The organism is Sphingomonas hankookensis (assembly GCF_028551275.1).
GTDB classification, from domain to species: Bacteria; Pseudomonadota; Alphaproteobacteria; order Sphingomonadales; family Sphingomonadaceae; genus Sphingomonas; species Sphingomonas hankookensis_A.
In genome coordinates, this window is the sequence record NZ_CP117025.1 from 2529698 (window position 1) to 2549280 (window position 19583).

Here is a 19583-nt window from a genome sequence, read left to right on the forward strand (position 1 = left end):
AAGGAATTGCCGTGGCGGATCGGGACGATGTGGTGGGATATGACGGCCCGGCAGGCGGCTGGGGCTCGGTCAAGGGGATGTCCAAGGTCCTTGCCAAGGAGCGTAACCGCCCCGCCGCGCTGGCGCAACTCGCCCGGCAGAACAAGCCCAAGGGCTTCATGTGCACGTCCTGCGCATGGGGCAAGCCCGCCGAGCCGCACCCGTTCGAATTCTGCGAGAATGGGGCGAAGGCGACGTTGTGGGACCTGACGCCCAACCGCTGCACGCCGGAATTCTTCGCGAAGCATTCCGTGACCGAGCTGAAGACGTGGAAGGATTTCGATCTCGAACATGTCGGGCGGCTGACCCATCCGCTGCGCTACGACCACGCGACCGATCATTATATCGAATGCAGCTGGGACGAAGCCTTCGCCGCGATCGGTGCGGAACTACGCGCGATCGATCCGAAAAAGGCGATCTTCTACGCCTCGGGTCGCGCCAGCCTCGAAACCTCCTATCTCTACGCGCTGTTCGCCAGGCTTTATGGGCACAACAATCTGCCCGACAGTTCGAACATGTGCCACGAAACGACGTCGGTTGCGCTGAAGAAGACGATCGGCGCGCCGGTCGGCACCTCGATCCTCGACGATTTCGAGCATTGCGATGCGATGTTCTTTTTCGGGCAGAACACCGGGTCGAACAGCCCGCGTTTCCTCCACCCCTTGCGCGACGCGGTGAAGCGCGGGTGCAAGGTCGTGACGTTCAATCCCGTCAAGGAACCCGGACTGGTCGCCTTTACCGACCCGCAGAACCCGTTCGAGATGGCGACCCGCAGCGAGACGAAGATCAGCTGCCAATATCATCAGGTGAAGCCCGGCGGCGACGTCGCGGTGATGATCGGCCTCGCCAAGCATGTGCTGGCGGCGGAAGACAAGAGCTGGGCCGAGCACAAGGTCCATGTCCTCGACGTCGACTTCATCGAACAGCACACTACCGGCTTCGCCGAGTTCGAGGCGATGGTCCGCGCAACCGACTGGGCTGATATCGAACGCGAAAGCGGCCTCAGCCGCGCCGATATCGAGGCAGCCGGCCAGGTCTATGTCGAGGCGGATCGGACGATCGGCATCTACGGCATGGGCCTGACCCAGCAGGTCAACGGGTTCGACAATGTCGCGACCTACGTCAACCTGCTGCTGATGAAGGGCAATATCGGTCGCGTCGGCACCGGCATGTCGCCGGTCCGGGGGCATAGCAACGTGCAGGGCCAGCGTACCGTCGGCATTTCGGAAAAGCCCGAACTGGTGCCGATGGACCGGTTGCGCGAACTGTTCGATTTCGAACCGCCGATGGACCATGGCCACAATACCGTGACCGCCTGCGAAGACCTGTTGAAGGGCGAGATCGACGCCTTCCTATCGCTCGGCGGCAATTTCCTGCGCGCGATCCCCGATCTGGAACGGATCGAGGCGGCATGGCCGTCGATGCGCCTGACGGTGCAGATCGCGACCAAGCTCAATCGCAGCCACCTGATCAACGGCAAGGTCGCCTATCTCCTCCCCTGCCTCGTCCGGACCGAAGTCGACAAGCAGGCCGGCGGCGAACAGATCGTCACGATCGAGGACACGTTCAGCCATATCCACGGGTCGATCGCGACCCATGAACCGGCCAGCGAGCATCTGAAGTCCGAAGTCGCCATCGTCGCCGGGATCGCCAAGGCAACGCTCGATCCCCATCCGAAGGTCGACTGGGACGGCTGGACCGGCGACTATGCAAAGGTCCGCAAGCTGATCGAGGCGACCTATCCGGAGGAGTTCCACGATTTCGAGGAACGCATGTTCACGCCGGGCGGCTTCTATCGCGGCAATTCGGCGCGCGAACGCGTGTGGAAGACCGAGAGCGGCAAGGCGGAGTTCACCGTTCCCCGGTCGCTGTCCGGCACCGACATTCCCGATGCGCCGGGTCGGCTGCGGCTGGTGACGCTACGGTCGAACGACCAGTTCAACACGACCATCTACGGCTATGACGATCGCTTTCGCGGCATTTCGGGCACCCGCGATGTCGTGCTGATGAACCCGAAGGAGATCGAGAAGGCCGGCCTGCACAAGGGGCAGGTCGTGACCATCGTCGGCGACAGCGACGACGGGATCGACCGCCGCGTGGCCGGGCTGAAGGTCGTGCCGTTCGACCTGCCCGATGGCTGCATCGCCGGCTATTATCCCGAGCTCAATCCGCTGGTCCCGCTGAACTGGCACGACCACGGATCGCAGACGCCGGCGGCGAAGGCGGTGCCGGTGCGTATCGTCGCCTGATGGATCAGGGGGGTAGCGCCACCCGGCGGTTCGACCGGGTGGCGGCATCGGGGGATGCCGAACGACAGGAACGCGCCATCGCGATCGAGGCACCGGTCGCGATCGAGGTGAATGGCCTGGGCTATGCCGTGCTGATGGCGACGCCGACCGATCTGGCCGACTTGGCTTACGGCTTCGTCTTGTCCGAACGGCTGGTGGATGATGCTGGCGAAGTGGTCGAGGTGTCGACGCACCCGGCGGCATCGGGCACGCTGCTGCGCATCACGCTCAGCGCGGAACGGCACGACCGGGTCGCCGAGCGCGTGCGGCACCGCATCTCCGAATCCTCCTGCGGGCTGTGCGGGATCGAAAATCTCGAACAGGCGCTGCGCCCCCTGCCCGCCGTGTCGGAACGAAGCGGAGCATCGCCCGCCGCCATTGTCGCTGCGGCGGCGGCCTTGCGCGACTATCAACCCCTGGCGCAGGCAACCGGCGCGACCCATGCCGCCGCGCTGTGCGCCATCGATGGCAGTGTCCGGCTGGTGCGCGAGGATGTCGGTCGACACAACGCGTTCGACAAATTGATCGGCGCGATGCGGCGTGCCGGCCAGGACTGGGATGGCGGCTTCGCGCTGCTGTCGTCGCGCTGCTCCTATGAACTGGTCGAAAAGGCGGTGCTGGCAAACTGCCCGCTGCTCGCCACCCTCTCGGCCGCCACGTCGCTGGCGCTCGACCGCGCGGCGAGTGCCGGGCTGCCGCTCCGAACGCTCGTCCGCGGCGACGCGATGCTGGCGATATGACCCGCGTCCTCGGAACGATCCTTGCCGGCGGGCGCTCGACCCGCTTTGGCAGTGACAAGGCATTGGCGACGCTCGACGGGCGCGCCCTGATCGACCGGGTCATGGATGCGCTCGGTCCGCAGGTGGACGCATTGGTCGTGGTCGGTCGCTCGCATCCGGGCGTCCCCTGCATCCCCGACCGGCCGGCACCCGACCTCGGACCGCTCGGCGGAATAGCGGCGGCGTTGCATCACGCCAGGGCGCACGGCTTCGAACAGGTGCTGACCGTACCCTGCGACGCGCCGTTCCTGCCGACTACCCTCCGACAACAGCTGTCCGACGCCGGTCCCGCTGCCTATTACGCCGACCTGCCGGTGGTCGGATGGTGGCCGTCCGGCGCCAGCCCGGTGCTCGACATGCTGCTGGCAGAGGGCGGATCGCGCTCGGTCCGGGCCTTCACCGATCGCATCGGCGCGACGGCCGTGGCCGCATCGGGTGAAATTGCGAACATCAACACGCCGGATGATCTGGCGCTGCTGGCGAAGCGCGATATAGCCGAACGGTGATGACCGCGTCGTTCCTGATCCTGCGTGTCGGCGATACCCGCCTCGCGCTGCCCATGGCGGCAGTGCGGGAAGTGCTGCCGTTGCTGCCGATCGACACGCCGCCCGGTCTCCCGCGCCCGCTGCTGGGCTTCGTGACGCTGCAGGGGCTGCCGGTGCCGGTCCTCGCCCCGCACCTTCTGCTCGATCCGCAGCAGCAGACGGGACCCGTCGACCTGTCCGCCCATCTGGTCCGGCTGCGCGACGATGTCTGCCTGCTGGTCGACCGCGCGGAGGATGTCGCGACCGGCGACGTCGGCCCGCTCGACCCCGGCCATAGCCTGAACGACGCGATCACCGGCGAACTCGCGCTGCCCGATGGGACGGTCCATGTCGTCGCCCCCGACCGCCTGCTGCTGGACAGCGAACGGGCGGTGTTGGCCGAGCTGACCGCCGTTGCCGCCGAACGCCGTTCGCTATGGACCGCGGCATGATCGCCGACGACGCCTTTGCGGAGGTGAAGGCGCTGGTCATCGCGCGGACCGGCCACCATTATTACGTCGATAAGGACAGCCAGCTGGCCGACCGCATCGCGCAGCGGATGGCGGCCACCGGCGATGCGACGCTGGCCGACTATGGCGCCCGCCTGCGTGACCCCACCGATCCCGAATGGCGGCGGCTGGAAAGCGCGGTCACGATCAACGAAACCTTCTTCTTCCGCTTCGCCGAACAGTTCGCGGCGCTGCGCACGACCATCCTGCCGGCGATGATCGATCGCCACCGGGACGACAAAAGGCTGCGCATCTGGAGTGTCGGCTGTTCGACCGGAGCGGAGGCCCACTCGGTCGCGGTGGTGCTGGACGATCTGCTGGGCGAGGCGATCGCGGACTGGCGCATCGCGCTCACCGGAACCGATATCGACGAAGCGGCACTGGACGCCGCGCGGCGCGCGGAATATTCGTCCTGGGCGCTTCGCACCATGGGCGAGACGGAGCGGGCGCGGTTGTTCGACCGCACCGGCGATCGCTACCGCCTGAAGGACCGCTACCGCGGGATCGCGCGGTTCGAACGCCACAACCTGTTGTCGATGATCGACGCGGCAGCGCCGCTGGGGTTCAGCGATTACGACCTGATCCTGTGCCGCAACGTGCTGATCTATTTCCGGCAGGAGGATGCGACCGCGATCGTCGGCGCGCTGGCCAGGCGGCTGGCGACGGACGGCGTCCTGCTGCTGGGGCATGCCGAACCCAATCCCGGCTTCGATGCGGTCGCCGATAGCGAACTGATCGCTGGAATCCTGACCTATCGGACGCTCGGCACCCGGCCGAAGCCGGTGCCGCCCACCCCGCCCGTGATCGAAACCGTCCCCGCGCCACACGTCGATAAATCACGCTCGGCGCCGCTCCCAAGGCCCCCAGCGCCACCCCCGCCGACGCCAAAGACGGAAGCGCCGCTGGTGGTGCGCACGCCCGATGCCGTTGCCCATTATTTCGCGGCCCTCGATGCGCTGGCTGCCGACGACAAGGAGCGCGCCGAACGGGCGTTTCGCGACGCGCTATACCTCGATCGATCCTTTGCGATGGCGCATTACCAGTTCGGCCACTACCTGCTGGCACAGGGCCGCGCGCCCGATGGTCGCCGCAGCCTGACCAACGCGCTGCGGGTCGCCAGCGCGCTTGCGCCCGATACCGAACTGGCCGAAGGCGAAGGCATGACCGCCGGCGCGATGGCCACCGCCATCCGCCACACCATCGGACCCCATCGTTGAGCGCACCGCTGATCCTTGCCGACGGCCTCGATGCCGATGCCATCGCCGCGATCCTGGCCGCACGGCAGCGGGCCGTCGGCAGCACGCGCTCCCTGGACGATCGACCGACCGAAACGCTGCTCGTCTTCGACCTGGGCGGCGTCGCGCATGGCCTGCCGATCGACTGCGTACGTGCGGTCGCGCCGCTGCCCAAGGTGACGCGCCTGCCCCATCCCCCGGCCGCGCTGACGGGGCTGGTCGCATGGCGCGGCACGGTCGTGAACCTGTTCGCGCTGGCGGAGCTGCTCGACCGTGATGCGGCGGGCGCGACGGCGATGATCGTGCTGCGCCACGACGCGCCCCGTATCGCCCTTGCCGTCGATGCCGTGTCCGGCGTCACGACGATTGCCCGCCAGCCGGCCGCCTCGGCGCTTGCCACGCTGGTCGTCGATGGCGACCAAAGGTTGACACGCATCGACCCCGTCATGCTGATCGAACGATTGCTCCCTGCCCGTCTTCAGGAAGGATAAGGTTTGTCCGTCTCTACCCGGATCGCCGCCGGCTTCGCCGCCCTGACCGCGATCCTCCTCGCGCTTGGCGTCTATGCGCTGGTCCAGATCGGCGACGTCCGCCACACCGTCGACATGATCGTCGAACGCGACCTCGCGTCGATGGAGGCGCTCAATCGCATCGACCACGCCCTGTCGCGCAAGGTCGAACAGCGCGCCAGCCTCGTCCAGGCCTTCCTGACCGGCGACAACAGTCGCGTCCGGGAGGCAACGACCGGATGGCGCAACGCCGTCGAGGAAGCGCAGCGCGGCATCGCCGAACAGGAACGCGCCGCCGAAACCTATCGCGACAATTCGGTGACGGGCGCGCGGTCCGAACTCTGGGCACGGATGGCCCGCCAACTGGCCGAGGGCGACCGCGCGCTCAAACAGACTCGGGCGGATGTCGAGACCCAGCTGGCCGCAATCGCTGCAGGCGACCGGGCGGCGGTGCTGGCGACCGAGGCCGATATCGTGCGCGACCATGCCGCGACGGTCGGCCGGATCGGCCAAGCGCGCGAAACGCTTAACGTCGCCATCGAACGTGGGCGGGATGCGACCCGCGACGTCTATAACGCCAGCCGGATTTCCATCATTCTGGGGCTGATGGTCGCGATCGTCGTCGCCATTGCCGTCGCGGTGACGACCCGCCGTTCGATCGTGCGGCCGCTCGATGCGTTCATGGGCTTTGTCGGGCGCATCGGCGAAGGCAATCTGTCGACGACCACCGACGTGACCGGTGCCGACGAACTCGGGCGCCTTGGCCGCACGCTCAACGACATGGTCGGCGGGCTGCGCACCATCGCAACGCAGAACCGCGCAGCGACCAACGACCTGAACGCGGCGACCACCGAAATCCGTGCGTCGACGCAGGAACAGGCGGCGTCGGTCGAGGAGCAGTTGGCCGCGGTGCAGGAAACCGCCGCCACCGTCGACGAGATCACTCATAGCGGCGCGCAGATCACTCGCCGCGCGCAGGAGGTGATCGCGCAGGCGCAGGCGACCGCCCAAGTCAGCAACGCCGGCCTGACTGCCGTCGCCGATACCGCGCGCGCGATGGATGCGATCCGCGAACAGGCCGAAGCGGTGGCGACCAACATCGTCGCCCTGTCGGAAAAGACCCAGGCGATCGGCGACATCATCGCGACGGTCAACGACGTGTCGGAACGCTCGCACCTGCTCGCGCTCAACGCCTCGATCGAGGCGGCGGCGGCGGGTGAACAGGGGCGCAGTTTCGCCATCGTCGCATCGGAGATGAAGCAGCTGGCCGATCAGGCCAAGGGCGCGACACGCAACGTCCGCTCGATCCTGGGCGATATCCAGCGCGGGATCAATTCGTCGGTGATGCTGACCGAGGAGGCGGTGAAGCGCGTCGCGTCGGGCAAGGAACGCACCGATGCCGGCCATGCCGCGATCGAGGAACTGGCGACCCGCGTGCAGGAAAATGTCCAGACCTTCCAGCAGATCGTCGCATCGACCAACCAGCAGCAGATCGGCATCGAACAGGTCACCATCGCCCTGCAGAATATCCGCGAAGCGTCGCAACAGACCGCTGCCTCCACCCGTCAGCTCGATCAGGCGGCAAGCGACCTGGGCGAATTGTCGCGCACGCTGGTCGGCCTGACCGAACGCTACCGCCTGTAACGGCAGGACGCGCGCGTGGACGAGCTTCAGGCCGAATTGCTGGCGGCATTCGCGTCGGAACTGGCCGAACACATGGCCGGCATCCGCGCGGCGCTGGCCGATGCTGATGCCGGCCGCCCGGTCGACCTGCGCGAATTCAGCCGCCGGGCGCACAGCCTGAAAGGCGCGGCGCGCGCGGTTGAACTGCCGGAGAGCGAAGCCGCCGCGCATGAGGCGGAGGCGCTGATCCTCGCCATCGAACGCGGCGAACGGGCGATGGACGGCGCGGCGATCGCCGAGCTCCGCCGCCTCGCCGATGCGATCGAGGACGGCGCCGCCCCGGATACGAACGACAGCGCGACCGACATCGAGCCCGAACGGCGTGTCGCGGTGTCGGGCCACCGGGTCGAGCGGCTCGGCCGTTCGCTGCACGTCATGGCGACGCAGATCGCCGAACAGGGCATGGTCGCCGACCGTTTGAACGCGCTGGCCGAGGATCTTGCCGCACTGTCGCCTCTGCTCGCCACCGCCGGCGACAGCGAAGCCGCACGACGGCTGCGACAGGCGACGGGCGAGCTGGACCGCATCCGCCGCCTGCACGGGCGGCTGCGCGACGCGCTGGACCGGTCGAGCGCCGAACTGGAACGCGATGGCGAGCGGCTGTTGCTGCAACCGGTGGCGACGCTCTTCGACGGCTATGAACGCGCCGTCCGCGACCTGGCGACCGCCGAGGGCAAGGTCGCACGGCTACGAACGACCGAAACGGATGGCGAGGCCGATCGCCGCGTCCTGAATGCGCTGCGCGATCCGCTGCTGCACGTCCTGCGCAATGCCGTGCGCCATGGCATCGAAACGCCCGACCGTCGCCATCGAGCGGGCAAGGAGGACACAGGCACGATCAGCATCGACACGCGGATCGATCGCGGGCGGCTGATCATCACCGTCCGTGACGACGGTGCCGGGCTGGACGATGCGGCGATCGTCGCCCGTGCCCGCGCTGCCGACCTGATCCCCGCCGATGCCCCCCCGCCCAGAGGACAGGCGTTGCATGCGCTGCTGTTCGAACAGGGACTGTCCACCGCCGACCGGCTGGACGAGGTCGCCGGGCGCGGCATCGGCCTGTCGGTCGTGGCGGAGGTCGCCCGCCGCCTGCACGGGTCGGCCAGCATCGCGCCCGGCTCGGGCGGCGGGACCGTCGTGACCATCGCCGTGCCGGTCGCACTGACCCGCCGCACATTGCTGATGGTCGAGGTCGGCGACACGGTCTGCGCCCTACCCGCCGATGCGGTGCGACAGGTACTGCGGATCGATCCCGCCGACCTTTCCCCCAGCGGAGCGGAGGTGATGCTGCCGGTCAATGGCCAGCCGCTGCCCGTTACGCGGCTCGGCGACATATTGGGCACGGCACAGGCCGATGCCGCCGGTCCGCTGCGGGCGGTGGTGCTGGAGGCGGAGGGCGTCCGCCGCGTCCTGATCGTCGATGCGCTGCGCGATGTCCGGGCGCTGCTGGTCGGCGATGCCGCGGCGATCGCCGCCGATCTGCCGCTGGTGCTGGGCACGGTGCTGACGAATGGCGAGGTCGTGCTGGTGCTCGATCCGGCCCAGCTGGTACGCGACCGGGCCAGCGGCCGGGCGGCAAGCCCCTACGTCGCGCCCCAGGCCGAAGCGCAAAGCCGCACCATCCTGGTCGTCGACGATTCCATCACGACCCGTACGCTGGAGCGCAGCATCCTCGAAGCGCAGGGCTATCGCGTACTGGTCGAGGTCGACGGACTGGCCGGGCTGGAACGGCTGCGCTCCGGCCTCGATGCCATCGATCTGGTCGTCGCAGATGTCGAGATGCCGCGCATGGATGGCTTCGCTTTGCTGGCGGCGATACGGAACGATCCGGCACTCAAAACTTTACCGGTCATCATGATGACATCGCGCAACAGCCCCGACGATATCGAACGCGGCCTCAGCCTCGGCGCCGACGCCTATGTCACCAAACAGGATTTCGATCAGGGCATGTTGATCGGCACCGTCCAGCAGCTGATCTGACGCAATGACGGCCCGCACCGCCCCTGCCCGCGTGATGATCGTCGAGGATTCGACCGTGGTCCGCACGCTGCTGACGCATATCGTCGGCAGCGACCCGCGCCTGACCGTCGCCGCCAGCTTCGCCACCGCCGAAGAAGCGATCGAGGCGCTGCCGGTCCTCCGCCCCGATGTCATCTCGATGGATATTCGCCTGCCCGGCATCGACGGGCTGGAGGCAACGCGGCAGATCATGGCCAGCCATCCGACGCCGATCGTGGTGATCTCCGCCAGCATGGACGGCGGCGCGATGGGCGACAGCATGGACGCGCTGCGCGCCGGGGCGCTGTCGGTCGTCGAAAAGCCGGTCGGGCTGGGCGATGCCGCCTATGCCCAGGTCGCGCACGAGATACGGACGCAGCTTGCAATCATGAGCGAGGTGGCGGTGGTGCGGCGACGGATGCCGGCCGCGCCCAAAATTCCGGTTCAGCCCGTCCGACAGCGCGCCCCCTCGGCCCTCCTGTTCGCGGCATCGACCGGTGGCCCTCCGGCACTCGCCCGGTTGCTGGGCGCGCTCCCGGCCGATCTGCCGCTGCCGGTGCTGCTGGTGCAGCATATGGGGGCCAGCTTCATGGCCGGCTTTGCCAGCTGGCTCGACAGCGTTGTCCCACAGCGGGTCGAGCTTGCCCGCAACGGCGAGATGCCGACGCCGGGAACGGTCCATGTCGCGCCCGGCGACGCCCATCTGACGCTCGCACGCGGAGGCACGATCCGTCTGGCCACCGACGGACCGGTCGGCGGCCAGCGCCCCTCCGCGACCCGCCTGATCGAGAGCGCCGCCGTGGCACTGGACGGTGCGGCGCTGGCCGTCGTCCTGACCGGAATGGGTGAGGACGGCGCGGCCGGCGTGCGGGCGCTGCTCGCGGCTGGCGGACAGGCGGTGGCGGAGGACGCCAGCACCTCGATCGTCTATGGCATGCCCGCGGCTGCGCATCGCGCCGGTGCGCTCTCGCTGCCGCTCGACCTGATCGCCCCGCATGTCCGCCGCATCGTGGAGCGCGCGCGGTGAACGACGACGCAGCGATCCTGCTGATCGAGGATTCCGATACCCAGGCGCTGCAATTGCGGCGGATGTTCGAACGTGCCGGCTTTCGGATCGACCGGACGCGCGATGCCGAAACCGCGCTGGAAACGCTGAACCACAGCCGGCCGGACCTGCTGGTCGTCGATTATCGCCTGCCGGGCATGAACGGCGACGAACTGGTGCGCATCGTGCGACAGACCGGCGCCACCCGCACGCTGCCGATCCTGATGCTGACCGGCGACGATGCATCGGATGTCGAACGACAGGGGCTGGACAGCGGTGCCAACGCCTATGTGCCCAAGCGCGGCGGGGCCGAGCTGATCCTGTCGCGGGTCCGCGCCCTGTTGCGGCAGGTACGCGCACGGCCGCTGGGCGACGGCCCGGCAGCGGCCTTGCGCCAGGCGCGCCTGCTGCTGCTCGCCCCGCAGGACACGGCGTCGGATCAGCTGGTGTCCGACCTTGCCGCCGAGGGCTATCACGTCGGCCATGTCGCCGGGATCGCCGATACCCTGAAGGCGATCGACGAGGAAGCGGCCGACGGCATCCTCGTCGTCGAACAGCCGGGTGATCCGTCCTTCGGCCTGTCGGCAAAACTGGACGCGCGCCGCACCGCGCGGGCAAGCGGCGTTGCGCTGGTTGCGCTGACCGACGATGCCGAGCCGGCGACGGTACTGGCTGGCCTCGCCGCCGGAGCGGACGACGTGGTGTCGCGCGGGCGCGACGGCGACATGCTGCTCGTCCGTATCCGGGCCATCGTCCGGCGCAAGCTGGCGCGCGACGAGGAGGCCGCGGGTATCGCGCGCGAACAGGCGCAGGCGATCGCACTGGCACAGGCCCGCGCAGAGGCCGACGCGGCGGAACGGCTGGCGCAGGCCAATGCCGAACTGGCCGGCGCCAACGCCCTGCTGCGCGAAACCCAGGCGCAACTGGTCCAATCGGCCAAGATGGCGTCGTTGGGCGAACTGGTCGCGGGCATCGCGCATGAGATCAACAATCCGCTCGCCTTCATCCTGGCCCATCAGGCCACTGTCGAACGGGCGGTCGCCGGCGCGGCGAATGCCGATGACGATGCGCGCGGCGCACTGCTGACCAAGGCGGCGGACCGGCTCCAGTCGATCCGGTCCGGCCTGACCCGTATTCAGGAACTGGTGGTGAAGCTGCGGCGCTTTTCGCGGCTGGACGATGGCGAGGTGTCGCGGATCGACATTCCCGATGCCATCGACGCGGTCCTGACCCTGCTCGCCCCTCGTCTGGGCAGCGTCGAGGTAGTCCGGACCTACGGGCCGGCACGGATGCTCGAATGTTCGGGGGCGCTGGTCAATCAGGTCGTGATGAACATCGTCGCCAACGCCGCCGATGCGGTCGATCCGGTCGCGGGCCGCATCGCCATCACCACCGGTGCCGCCGACGGCATGTTCTGCATCCAGGTCGACGACAATGGCCCGGGCGTTCCCGAGGACCGTCGCGAGCGGGTGTTCGAACCCTTTTTCACGACCAAGGATGTCGGCTCCGGCACCGGCCTGGGTCTTGCCATCGCCTATGGCGTCGTCCGCTCGCACGGCGGGACGATCGCGATCGAGCGCGCGGTACAGGGTGGCGCTTCCTTCATCATCAGGATACCAGAACGGCCGTAATGGATATGCCCGGTTCCCCGCCCCTGCTGCTGCTGGTCGATGACGAGCCGGAAATCCTGGTCGCGCTCGGCGATCTGCTGGAGGACCGCTACCGCATCCTGTCGACCGCATCGCCGGTCGAGGCGCTGGAACTGGTCCGCGCCCATACCGACATCGCCGTCATCGTCTCCGATCAGCGCATGCCGGAGCTGACCGGCAGCCAGTTCCTCGCCCGCGCCCGCCAAATGACCGATGCGGAGGCGATCCTGCTGACCGGCTATGCCGATCTGTCGGCGGTCGTCGCGGCGCTCAACGACGGCGCGATCAGTGGCTATGCGAACAAGCCTTGGGATGCCGAGGCGCTGATCGCGATGGTCGCCGCCGCCGCCGACCGTTATGCCCTGCGGCAGGCGCTGGCGTTCGAACGCGCCGCCTTTCGCGGGTTGGCCGACGGGTCGGGCGATGTCGTTACCATCCTCGATCAGCATGGCCACGTCGTACGCGGCGCCACGCGCCCGAACGGTATCGATCCCCGCGACCTCGCCATTCTCGGCCAGGGCGGCAGCGATGACGAGGACCGCCATCTGGTCCAGCCCTGGGGCGACAGCTGGACGCATATCCGGCGCATCCCCTTCACCATCGGGCCGAACCGCTACCTGCTGAAGATCGAGCGCGACGATACCGGTCGCCGCCTTGCCGAACGACGCCACCACCAGTCGGAAAAGCTGGAGGCGCTGGGCACGCTGTCGGGCGGCATCGCGCATGATTTCAACAATCTGCTGGCGGCGATCGTCGGCAATCTCGAACTCGCCGAGCGGCGGATCGACGACCGCGACCGGCTCCGCCGCTATCTCGACGCGGCGAGCGAGGCGGCCGGTCGTGGCAGCGCGATCACCCGCCGGTTGCTCAGCTTCAGCCGTCAGCGCGATCTGGCCGCCGAAATCTTCCGTCCCGACGACGTGATCCGGTCGATCGAGGAACTGATCGTGCGCACCGCCGCCGGGCGGATCCGCGTCGCCTATGACTTTGCCGAGCCCGGCTGGTCGGTGAAGACCGATGTCGGGCAGTTCGAACTCGCTATCCTCAATCTCGCGATCAATGCGCGCGATGCGATGGATGGCAGCGGCACGGTACGGATCGGCACCGCCAATATCGACGATGCCGGCGTCTTCCTGCCGAATTTGTCGGGCGGGTTCGTCCGCATCACCGTCAGCGATACCGGCAGCGGCATGGACAGCGCGGTGCGCGAGCGGGTGTTCGAACCCTTCTTCACCACCAAGGCGCAGGGGGCCGGCACGGGCCTCGGCCTGCCGATGGTGCGGGCAATGGCACGCGCCGCCGGCGGCGACGTGACGATCGATAGCGAGGTCGGTCGCGGTACGCATATCCACCTCTGGCTGCCCCGGATCGAGGCACGCCCCACACCCGCCGCGCAGGAGTCGACCGGGCCGACCGGTCCGCTTCGGCTGATGCTGGTCGAGGATGATTCGGAAGTGCGCGCGGTGGTCGCCGCGCAGTTGGAGGCCGCCGGGCACAGCATCGTCGTCCATGATTCCGCGGTGCAGGCTGTCGCCATGCTCGAAGCGGGCGACCGGTTCGACATGGTGCTGACCGACTATGCGATGCCCGACCTGTCGGGGATCGAGGTCGCGGCGCGCGTGCGGGCCTGCTGCCCCGATACGCCGGTCCTGCTGATCACCGGCTTTGCCGAGATCGGGGATACGCAGATCGGCGTCCCCGTCCTGACCAAGCCGTTTACCGGCGATCAGTTGCTGACCGCGATCGCAAACGCCTCCGCGGCTACTGCGGACAGCGTATCCGGCTGAACGGACGTCCGTCCGTCACGATCACCAACCGGTCGCCTTCGACCCGCAGCGTCTGTGTCGCGGTCCAGCGTTCACCCTCGCCTTCATAGGCGGCAGTGACGCGGATCTGATCGGGTCCGATCGGTTCGACCCGCTTCACTACGCCGACGCTCTCGTGGAACCACAATTCGCTGGGCGTCACCCGGACCCCCTCGATCGACGCAGCGGGGGTGGCGCAGGCTGCGGCATCGCGGTTCCACCGGCCGATGAACCGCGCCGGAATGGTGGCGGCCACCGGCGACGCCTCGCCGGGTGGCGGCGCAGGCGTACCGACAAAACCGCAGCCTCGCACCGTCGCGCGCCCGTCGATGGTAAGGGTCGCCGTGAAGTCGCGCGGCGCGCCCGACATGTCGTCCTCGCACGGTGCACGCACGACCCGGACGCCGATCGTCCCGCGATCATCGCGCGCCTCCCATGCCCGCGCTTCGACCGCGACGTGGCGATTGACCACCCGCAACGTGCGCCGTGGCATATCGACACCTGTCAGCGTCAACACATCGCGATCGATCGCAACCGAATAGAACGGCTCGTTGGTCGTGACCGTCAACCGCTCCGGCACGCGGCTGGCCACGACGGAAGGGGTAGCGGTCGGGACGGAAGCCGGCGACGCGACATTCGCGGACGGCGCATCCTCGCTGTCGCCGCAGCCGGCCAGCGCCAGCAACGCCAACGCAGCCATCTCAACGCGGCGCATGGCTGCCCTTGCCGACGCTTACCCGATCGTCGCGGCTGGCGAGCGCCCCGACGCCCTCGTCCGACAGGCGCGGCGTGGTATCCGCCGGGCGATAGGCCGGAAAGGCGATCACGTCGTTGACCACCGCCACCTGCCCGCCCAGCTGCGTCACGTTGAACAGCTTTTGCGCAAACGCCGTAGGGATGCGAATACAACCATGTGACGCCGGAAAGCCGGGCAGGTTGCCGGCATGCAGCGCCACCCCGTCCCAGGTCAGGCGTTGCATGAAGGGCATTGGGGCGTTGTTGTACAAGTTGGAACGGTGGAACGGGCGCTTCTGCAGGATGGTATATTCGCCGATCGGCGTCATCTTGCCCGGCTTGCCCGTCGATACCGTGGTGGCCCCGATCAGCCGGTCGCCGCGATAGACGAACGCCATCTGCATCGGCACGCTGACGACGATGCTGACCGGACCCGACAGCGTCGGGTCGTCCGCCCAGCGATGGTCGCCCGGCCGCATCGCCACCGCCGCCCGCTCGACCGCCAGCGCCGCCGGTTCCTGCGCGACCGCGGGCATCGGCAGCAGAGCAGCCATCAGGCCGAGACGAAGCGCGAACGACATCCCACCGTTATTCCGCAGGACGCACCGGATGGCAAATCCGGCGGTAACCATATTTGTCGGAGTCGACCGCCCGTGCCCTGCGCACGACAAGCGGCGGAACGACCGCACCCACGTTAATTGAATGGAAGGCGCGTCGCCCGTATCTCTAACCCTCAACGATCTGGCGAGGAATTGGATGCGGGACGAAGCAGTTCGATCGCGGCGAGCGGTGCTGAAAGCGGCAGGCGGCCTGGCCGGTGCCGTACTGGCACAAGGTTGCACGACGAACGCGATCATCCCGGTTGCGCAGAACGCGTCCTTCGTGCCGCCGCCGCAGCGGCTGGCATCGGCGCCGGTTCCTGCCGCCCCCGTCAAGCAGATGCGGGCGCCCGCCACGGTCAATCCGCGCCTGTTCGAACGCGCGGTGGCATCGATGGACCGCCATTCGGGCCGCATCCGCCGCACCGATCGCATCGCCATCGCCGACTTCGCGGTCGATTCCGCCCATCCCCGGTTCCAGTTCATCGACATGCACAGCGGCGTCGTCTCGGCGATGCGCGTCGCGCATGGCAGCGGGTCGGACCCGGCGCATTGCGGATTGCTGACTCGCTTCAGCAACGTCCCCGATTCGAACGCCACCTCGGAAGGCGCGTTCATCACCGACAATTATTATGTCGGCAAGCACGGCCGGTCGCAGCGGCTGGTCGGCCTCGATCCCACCAACGACAATGCGCTGATGCGCGCGATCGTCGTGCACGGGGCCTGGTACGCCAACCCGGAAATGATCGCACAGCACGGGAAGCTCGGCCGCAGCCAGGGCTGCTTCGCGGTTGCCGAAGGCGATCTGGCGCGGGTGTTCGACCTGTTGGGCGAAGGCCGGATGATCTACGCCGCGAAGGTTTGAGGCCGGGGGCTCTAGCTCCGTTATCACACTCCGTTCGGTTCGAGCAGCTTCGAGCTTGTCGGGAAGCGTTTGTCGACAACACCTGCCCAGCGGAACCGCGTTCTCGATACGCGCTCTCGACAGGCTCGATCGCTACTCGAACCAAACGGATGAATTGGAGATAGGGTGAAAGATCCGGGAGCTACCGGTTCCGCATCATCGTATCTCCCTATAGGGTGACGCCATGACCCACCCGTTCCATTCGATCCACACCCACGGCCTGATCCGCGTCGGCGCCTGCACTCCGCCCGCCAGCGTCGGCGATGTTGCCGCTAACGGCCGGGCCGCGATCGACCTGGCACGGCAGGGGCATGTAGCCGGCGCCGACCTGCTGGTCTTCCCCGAACTCAACCTCACCTCCTACGCGATCGACGACCTGCATCTACAGGACGCGCTGTGCGACGCGACCGAAGCGACGCTGTCCGAGGTGGTCGCGGCCAGCGCGGACCTGCGCCCCGTCCTGCTGCTGGGCGCGGCGCTGCGGCGCAACGGACGGCTGTACAATTGCGCGGTGGCCGTATCGCGCGGGCGCATCCTCGGCGTCGTGCCCAAGACGTACCTGCCGAACTACCGCGAATATTATGAGAAGCGCTGGTTCGCGCCCGGCGTCGGCTTAACCGGGCTGACGATGACGCTCGCCGGACAGGACGTGCCGTTCGGCACCGACCTGATCTTCGCCGCCCGTGACCTGCCCGATTTCGTGGTCCATGCCGAAATCTGCGAGGATTTCTGGTCCCCCCTGCCCCCCTCGACCGCCGGAGCGATGGCCGGAGCCTTGGTGCTGTGCAACCTGTCGGCGTCGAACATCGTCATCGGCAAGGCACGCGACCGCGAGATGCTGTGCGCGTCGCAATCGGCGCGGACCGTCTCGGCGTATATCTATGCCGCGGCCGGGATCGGCGAGAGCACGACCGACCTGTCATGGGACGGCCAGGGTTCCGTGCATGAATTGGGCGAATTGCTGGCCCAGTCGGACCGGTTCGACCAGTCGTCGGGCATCGCCTATGCCGATGTCGACCTCGAACGGCTGCGGCTGGAGCGGATGCGGACCGGCACGTTCAACGATTGCGCGGCGGCCAGCGGTCATCCCGAAACCCGCTTCCGCCGGATCGGCTTCGACCATGCACCGACGCAGGACGATATCGGGCTGCTGCGCCCGGTCCGGCGCTACCCCTTCGTCCCCAGCACGCCCGAGCGGCTGGACGACGATTGCTACGAAGCGTTCAACATCCAGGTCGAGGGATTGCGCAAGCGGTTGGTCGCGTCGGGGACGAAGCGGCTGGTGATCGGTGTGTCGGGCGGGCTGGATTCGACCCACGCACTGATCGTCGCGGCGAAGGCGTTCGACCGACTCGGTCGTCCGCGCACCGACATATTGGGCTTCACCATGCCCGGCTTCGCCACCGGCGAAGCGACCAAGGGCAATGCGTGGAAGCTGATGACGGCGCTGGGCATCACCGGCGACGAAATCGACATCCGTCCCGCCGCGCGCCAGATGCTAAGCGACATGGGCCACCCCTTTGCCAGCGGCGAACCGGTCTATGACGTGACGTTCGAAAATGTGCAGGCCGGGCTGCGCACCGATTACCTCTTCCGGCTGGCCAATCAGCGGGAAGCGCTGGTCCTGGGCACCGGCGACCTGTCGGAGCTGGCGCTCGGGTGGTGCACCTATGGCGTCGGCGATCACATGAGCCATTACGGCGTCAATGCCGGCGTGCCCAAGACGCTGATCCAGTATCTGATCCGCTGGACGATCCGCACCGACCAGTTCGACCGCGACACCGACGCCGTGCTTGATGCGATCCTGAACACCGAGATTTCGCCCGAACTGGTGCCCGCCGATGCCGAGGGCCGGATGCAGAGCACCGAGGACCGCGTCGGTCCCTATGCGCTGAACGACTTCTTCCTCCACCACATCGTCCGCTATGGGCAGCGCCCGTCGAAGGTCGCCTTCCTGTGCTGGCACGCGTGGCGCGATGCCGCCGCCGGCCGCTGGCCGATCGACTTTCCGGACGAAGCCAAGGGCAGTTACGACCTACCGACCATCGCGCGGTGGCTGGAAAAATTCCTGTGGCGCTTCTTCCAGACCAGCCAGTTCAAGCGGTCGGCACTGCCCAACGGGCCCAAGGTCTCGGCCGGCGGCGCGCTGTCCCCGCGCGGCGACTGGCGCGCGCCGTCCGACGGGGTGGCGACGCCCTGGGTCGAGGAACTGCGGGCGGGATTGCCGCCACTTTAGAGCGGCCTGCCCCGAAACGTACCTTTCCGTTTTCGTCACCCCGGGGTTTACCCGGGGTCCCGCTTTTTCGGAAAGCGTTGAAAGAAAGCAGGACCCCGGGTCAAGCCCAGGGTGACGGGTGAGGCACGCGATGGATCGCCATCGAAACTCGGCCGCTACCCCTGTGCCCGTGCCGTCTTTTCCGACGCCGACCCACCCAGCGCCCAGCGCAGCATCCTCGCCATACCCTGCGCCCCTGCCCGCACGCCCATCGGCGCGGGACTGCGCAACTCCAGCATCGCCCGTGCCCAATGCGGCAGCAGGTCGATCGCGGCGGCGGTGTTCAGCGCCCCGAACCCTTTCAGGAACGGGTTCGGCAACGGCTGGTGCAGCAGCGCGTCGCGCACCGCGCGGGTGCGGGCGTCGCAGCGCAGTTCGCCGCGCACCGCCGACAGCCATGCATCGACCGTAGCCCGGCTGTCGGGAACATCGCGCGCGCCCAGCCGCTCGGCCACCACGACATTTTCGGCGAAGTACCGGTCCTGATCGGCGCGCGACAGTTCTGGATCGCGGTAGCGCAGATAGGCGCGCAGGAACGAATCCGTCTCCGCGACATGGACCCAGGTCAGCAGATGCGGGTCGTTCGCATCATAGGGCAGGCCGTCGGGCAGGACGCCGTGCACCCGGTCATGGATATGGCGGACATGGCCGATCAGCCGCTCCGCCTCCGCCGTGCTGCCATAGGTGGTGCCGGCGATGAACTGCGCGGTCCGCTTCAGCCGCCCCAGCATGTCGCGCTGGAAATTGCTATGGTCCCACACTCCCGCCAGCGCACCGGGATGCAGCATCTGCATCAGCAACGCGGCCGTACCGCCGATCATCATCGACGAAAAATCGCCATGCACCCGCCAGCTGACCGATCCCGGCCCGAACAGCCCGTCATCGCCGGGCGGTCGCCGCAGGTCGATCGCGCCGTCGCCGGCACCGGTCAAGCCGCGGATCTGGCGTGCAATTGTCTGGCGAAGCGGGTTCATGGGTAGTGAACGAGCGGAGCGGACCTGCGGGTC

At 68.0% G+C, this 19583-nt stretch carries 16 protein-coding genes; 13 read left to right on the forward strand and 3 right to left on the reverse strand.

All coding sequences use genetic code 11. The annotated features are described in order from the left end of the window. The first annotated feature begins 11 nt into the window (after nt 1-11). The 11 genes from PPZ50_RS11875 to PPZ50_RS11925 are packed head-to-tail and all read left to right on the forward strand — an operon-like array spanning nt 12 to nt 14045. Nucleotides 12-2288 carry an FdhF/YdeP family oxidoreductase gene (locus PPZ50_RS11875; protein ID WP_066689787.1) on the forward strand — a complete coding sequence of 759 codons (2277 nt, stop codon included), beginning with the start codon at nt 12-14 and terminating at the stop codon, nt 2286-2288. Further along, nucleotides 2288-3067, forward strand: a complete 780-nt coding sequence (gene fdhD / locus PPZ50_RS11880; RefSeq protein WP_066689786.1) for a formate dehydrogenase accessory sulfurtransferase FdhD — start codon at nt 2288-2290, stop codon at nt 3065-3067. Before PPZ50_RS11875 ends, fdhD begins: the two co-directional genes overlap by 1 nt. Then, nucleotides 3064-3612, forward strand: a complete 549-nt coding sequence (gene mobA / locus PPZ50_RS11885; protein ID WP_066689785.1) for a molybdenum cofactor guanylyltransferase — start codon at nt 3064-3066, stop codon at nt 3610-3612. The genes fdhD and mobA overlap by 4 nt, the downstream gene beginning before the upstream one ends. After that, a complete protein-coding gene (locus PPZ50_RS11890; protein ID WP_066689784.1) occupies nt 3612-4082 on the forward strand; it encodes a chemotaxis protein CheW in 471 nt (156 codons plus the stop codon). Before mobA ends, PPZ50_RS11890 begins: the two co-directional genes overlap by 1 nt. Next, a complete protein-coding gene (locus tag PPZ50_RS11895) occupies nt 4079-5356 on the forward strand; it encodes a CheR family methyltransferase (protein WP_198158532.1) in 1278 nt (425 codons plus the stop codon). Before PPZ50_RS11890 ends, PPZ50_RS11895 begins: the two co-directional genes overlap by 4 nt. Beyond that, nucleotides 5353-5865 carry a chemotaxis protein CheW gene (locus PPZ50_RS11900; protein ID WP_066689782.1) on the forward strand — a complete coding sequence of 171 codons (513 nt, stop codon included), beginning with the start codon at nt 5353-5355 and terminating at the stop codon, nt 5863-5865. Before PPZ50_RS11895 ends, PPZ50_RS11900 begins: the two co-directional genes overlap by 4 nt. A 3-nt stretch (nt 5866-5868) precedes the next feature. Then, nucleotides 5869-7527: a methyl-accepting chemotaxis protein gene (locus tag PPZ50_RS11905; RefSeq protein ID WP_066689781.1), complete on the forward strand. Its 1659-nt coding sequence runs from the start codon at nt 5869-5871 to the stop codon at nt 7525-7527. A 15-nt stretch (nt 7528-7542) separates the two neighbouring features. Next, nucleotides 7543-9546, forward strand: coding sequence for a hybrid sensor histidine kinase/response regulator (locus PPZ50_RS11910; protein WP_066689780.1), 2004 nt, complete (start codon nt 7543-7545; stop codon nt 9544-9546). Between the two features lie 4 nt (nt 9547-9550). Beyond that, a complete protein-coding gene (locus PPZ50_RS11915) occupies nt 9551-10591 on the forward strand; it encodes a chemotaxis protein CheB (protein ID WP_198158531.1) in 1041 nt (346 codons plus the stop codon). Beyond that, on the forward strand, nt 10588-12240 hold the full coding sequence (locus PPZ50_RS11920; protein ID WP_066689779.1) for a response regulator: 1653 nt from the start codon (nt 10588-10590) through the stop codon (nt 12238-12240). The genes PPZ50_RS11915 and PPZ50_RS11920 overlap by 4 nt, the downstream gene beginning before the upstream one ends. Before the next feature lie 5 nt (nt 12241-12245). After that, the gene (locus PPZ50_RS11925) at nt 12246-14045 is read left to right on the forward strand and encodes a response regulator (protein WP_198158530.1); all 1800 of its coding nucleotides are present in this window, start codon (nt 12246-12248) and stop codon (nt 14043-14045) included. Here the strand turns inward: PPZ50_RS11925 and PPZ50_RS11930 are convergent. Both PPZ50_RS11930 and PPZ50_RS11935 read right to left on the reverse strand, forming a co-directional pair. Next, nucleotides 14020-14778 carry a hypothetical protein gene (locus PPZ50_RS11930; RefSeq protein WP_066689777.1) on the reverse strand — a complete coding sequence of 253 codons (759 nt, stop codon included), beginning with the start codon at nt 14776-14778 and terminating at the stop codon, nt 14020-14022. The genes PPZ50_RS11925 and PPZ50_RS11930 overlap by 26 nt on opposite strands. Then, the gene (locus PPZ50_RS11935) at nt 14765-15379 is read right to left on the reverse strand and encodes a L,D-transpeptidase family protein (RefSeq protein ID WP_066689776.1); all 615 of its coding nucleotides are present in this window, start codon (nt 15377-15379) and stop codon (nt 14765-14767) included. Before PPZ50_RS11935 ends, PPZ50_RS11930 begins: the two co-directional genes overlap by 14 nt. Nucleotides 15380-15554: 175 nt before the next feature. On the opposite strand from PPZ50_RS11935, the gene PPZ50_RS11940 reads away from it, so the two are divergent. Both PPZ50_RS11940 and PPZ50_RS11945 read left to right on the forward strand, forming a co-directional pair. Beyond that, nucleotides 15555-16262, forward strand: coding sequence for a murein L,D-transpeptidase catalytic domain family protein (locus PPZ50_RS11940; protein ID WP_066689775.1), 708 nt, complete (start codon nt 15555-15557; stop codon nt 16260-16262). Nucleotides 16263-16485: 223 nt separating this feature from the next. After that, nucleotides 16486-18537, forward strand: a complete 2052-nt coding sequence (locus PPZ50_RS11945) for an NAD(+) synthase (RefSeq protein WP_066689774.1) — start codon at nt 16486-16488, stop codon at nt 18535-18537. A gap of 155 nt (nt 18538-18692) precedes the next feature. Here the strand turns inward: PPZ50_RS11945 and PPZ50_RS11950 are convergent, their stop codons facing one another. Beyond that, nucleotides 18693-19550 (reverse strand): oxygenase MpaB family protein, encoded by an 858-nt coding sequence (locus PPZ50_RS11950; RefSeq protein WP_066689773.1) that lies wholly within the window; start codon nt 19548-19550, stop codon nt 18693-18695. Between the last annotated feature and the right edge of the window lie 33 nt (nt 19551-19583).

What these genes read in the sequence shown, in the direction of transcription:
- mobA (WP_066689785.1), top strand. Translation starts at nt 3,064, where the DNA reads ATGACCCGCGTCCTCGGAACGATCCTTGCCGGCGGGCGCTCGACCCGC.
- PPZ50_RS11925 (WP_198158530.1), top strand. Translation starts at nt 12,246, where the DNA reads ATGCCCGGTTCCCCGCCCCTGCTGCTGCTGGTCGATGACGAGCCGGAA.
- PPZ50_RS11950 (WP_066689773.1), bottom strand. Translation starts at nt 19,550, where the DNA reads ATGAACCCGCTTCGCCAGACAATTGCACGCCAGATCCGCGGCTTGACC.
- PPZ50_RS11890 (WP_066689784.1), top strand. Translation starts at nt 3,612, where the DNA reads ATGACCGCGTCGTTCCTGATCCTGCGTGTCGGCGATACCCGCCTCGCG.
- fdhD (WP_066689786.1), top strand. Translation starts at nt 2,288, where the DNA reads ATGGATCAGGGGGGTAGCGCCACCCGGCGGTTCGACCGGGTGGCGGCA.
- PPZ50_RS11935 (WP_066689776.1), bottom strand. Translation starts at nt 15,379, where the DNA reads ATGTCGTTCGCGCTTCGTCTCGGCCTGATGGCTGCTCTGCTGCCGATG.
- PPZ50_RS11945 (WP_066689774.1), top strand. Translation starts at nt 16,486, where the DNA reads ATGACCCACCCGTTCCATTCGATCCACACCCACGGCCTGATCCGCGTC.
- PPZ50_RS11930 (WP_066689777.1), bottom strand. Translation starts at nt 14,778, where the DNA reads ATGCGCCGCGTTGAGATGGCTGCGTTGGCGTTGCTGGCGCTGGCCGGC.
- PPZ50_RS11895 (WP_198158532.1), top strand. Translation starts at nt 4,079, where the DNA reads ATGATCGCCGACGACGCCTTTGCGGAGGTGAAGGCGCTGGTCATCGCG.
- PPZ50_RS11915 (WP_198158531.1), top strand. Translation starts at nt 9,551, where the DNA reads ATGACGGCCCGCACCGCCCCTGCCCGCGTGATGATCGTCGAGGATTCG.
- PPZ50_RS11940 (WP_066689775.1), top strand. Translation starts at nt 15,555, where the DNA reads ATGCGGGACGAAGCAGTTCGATCGCGGCGAGCGGTGCTGAAAGCGGCA.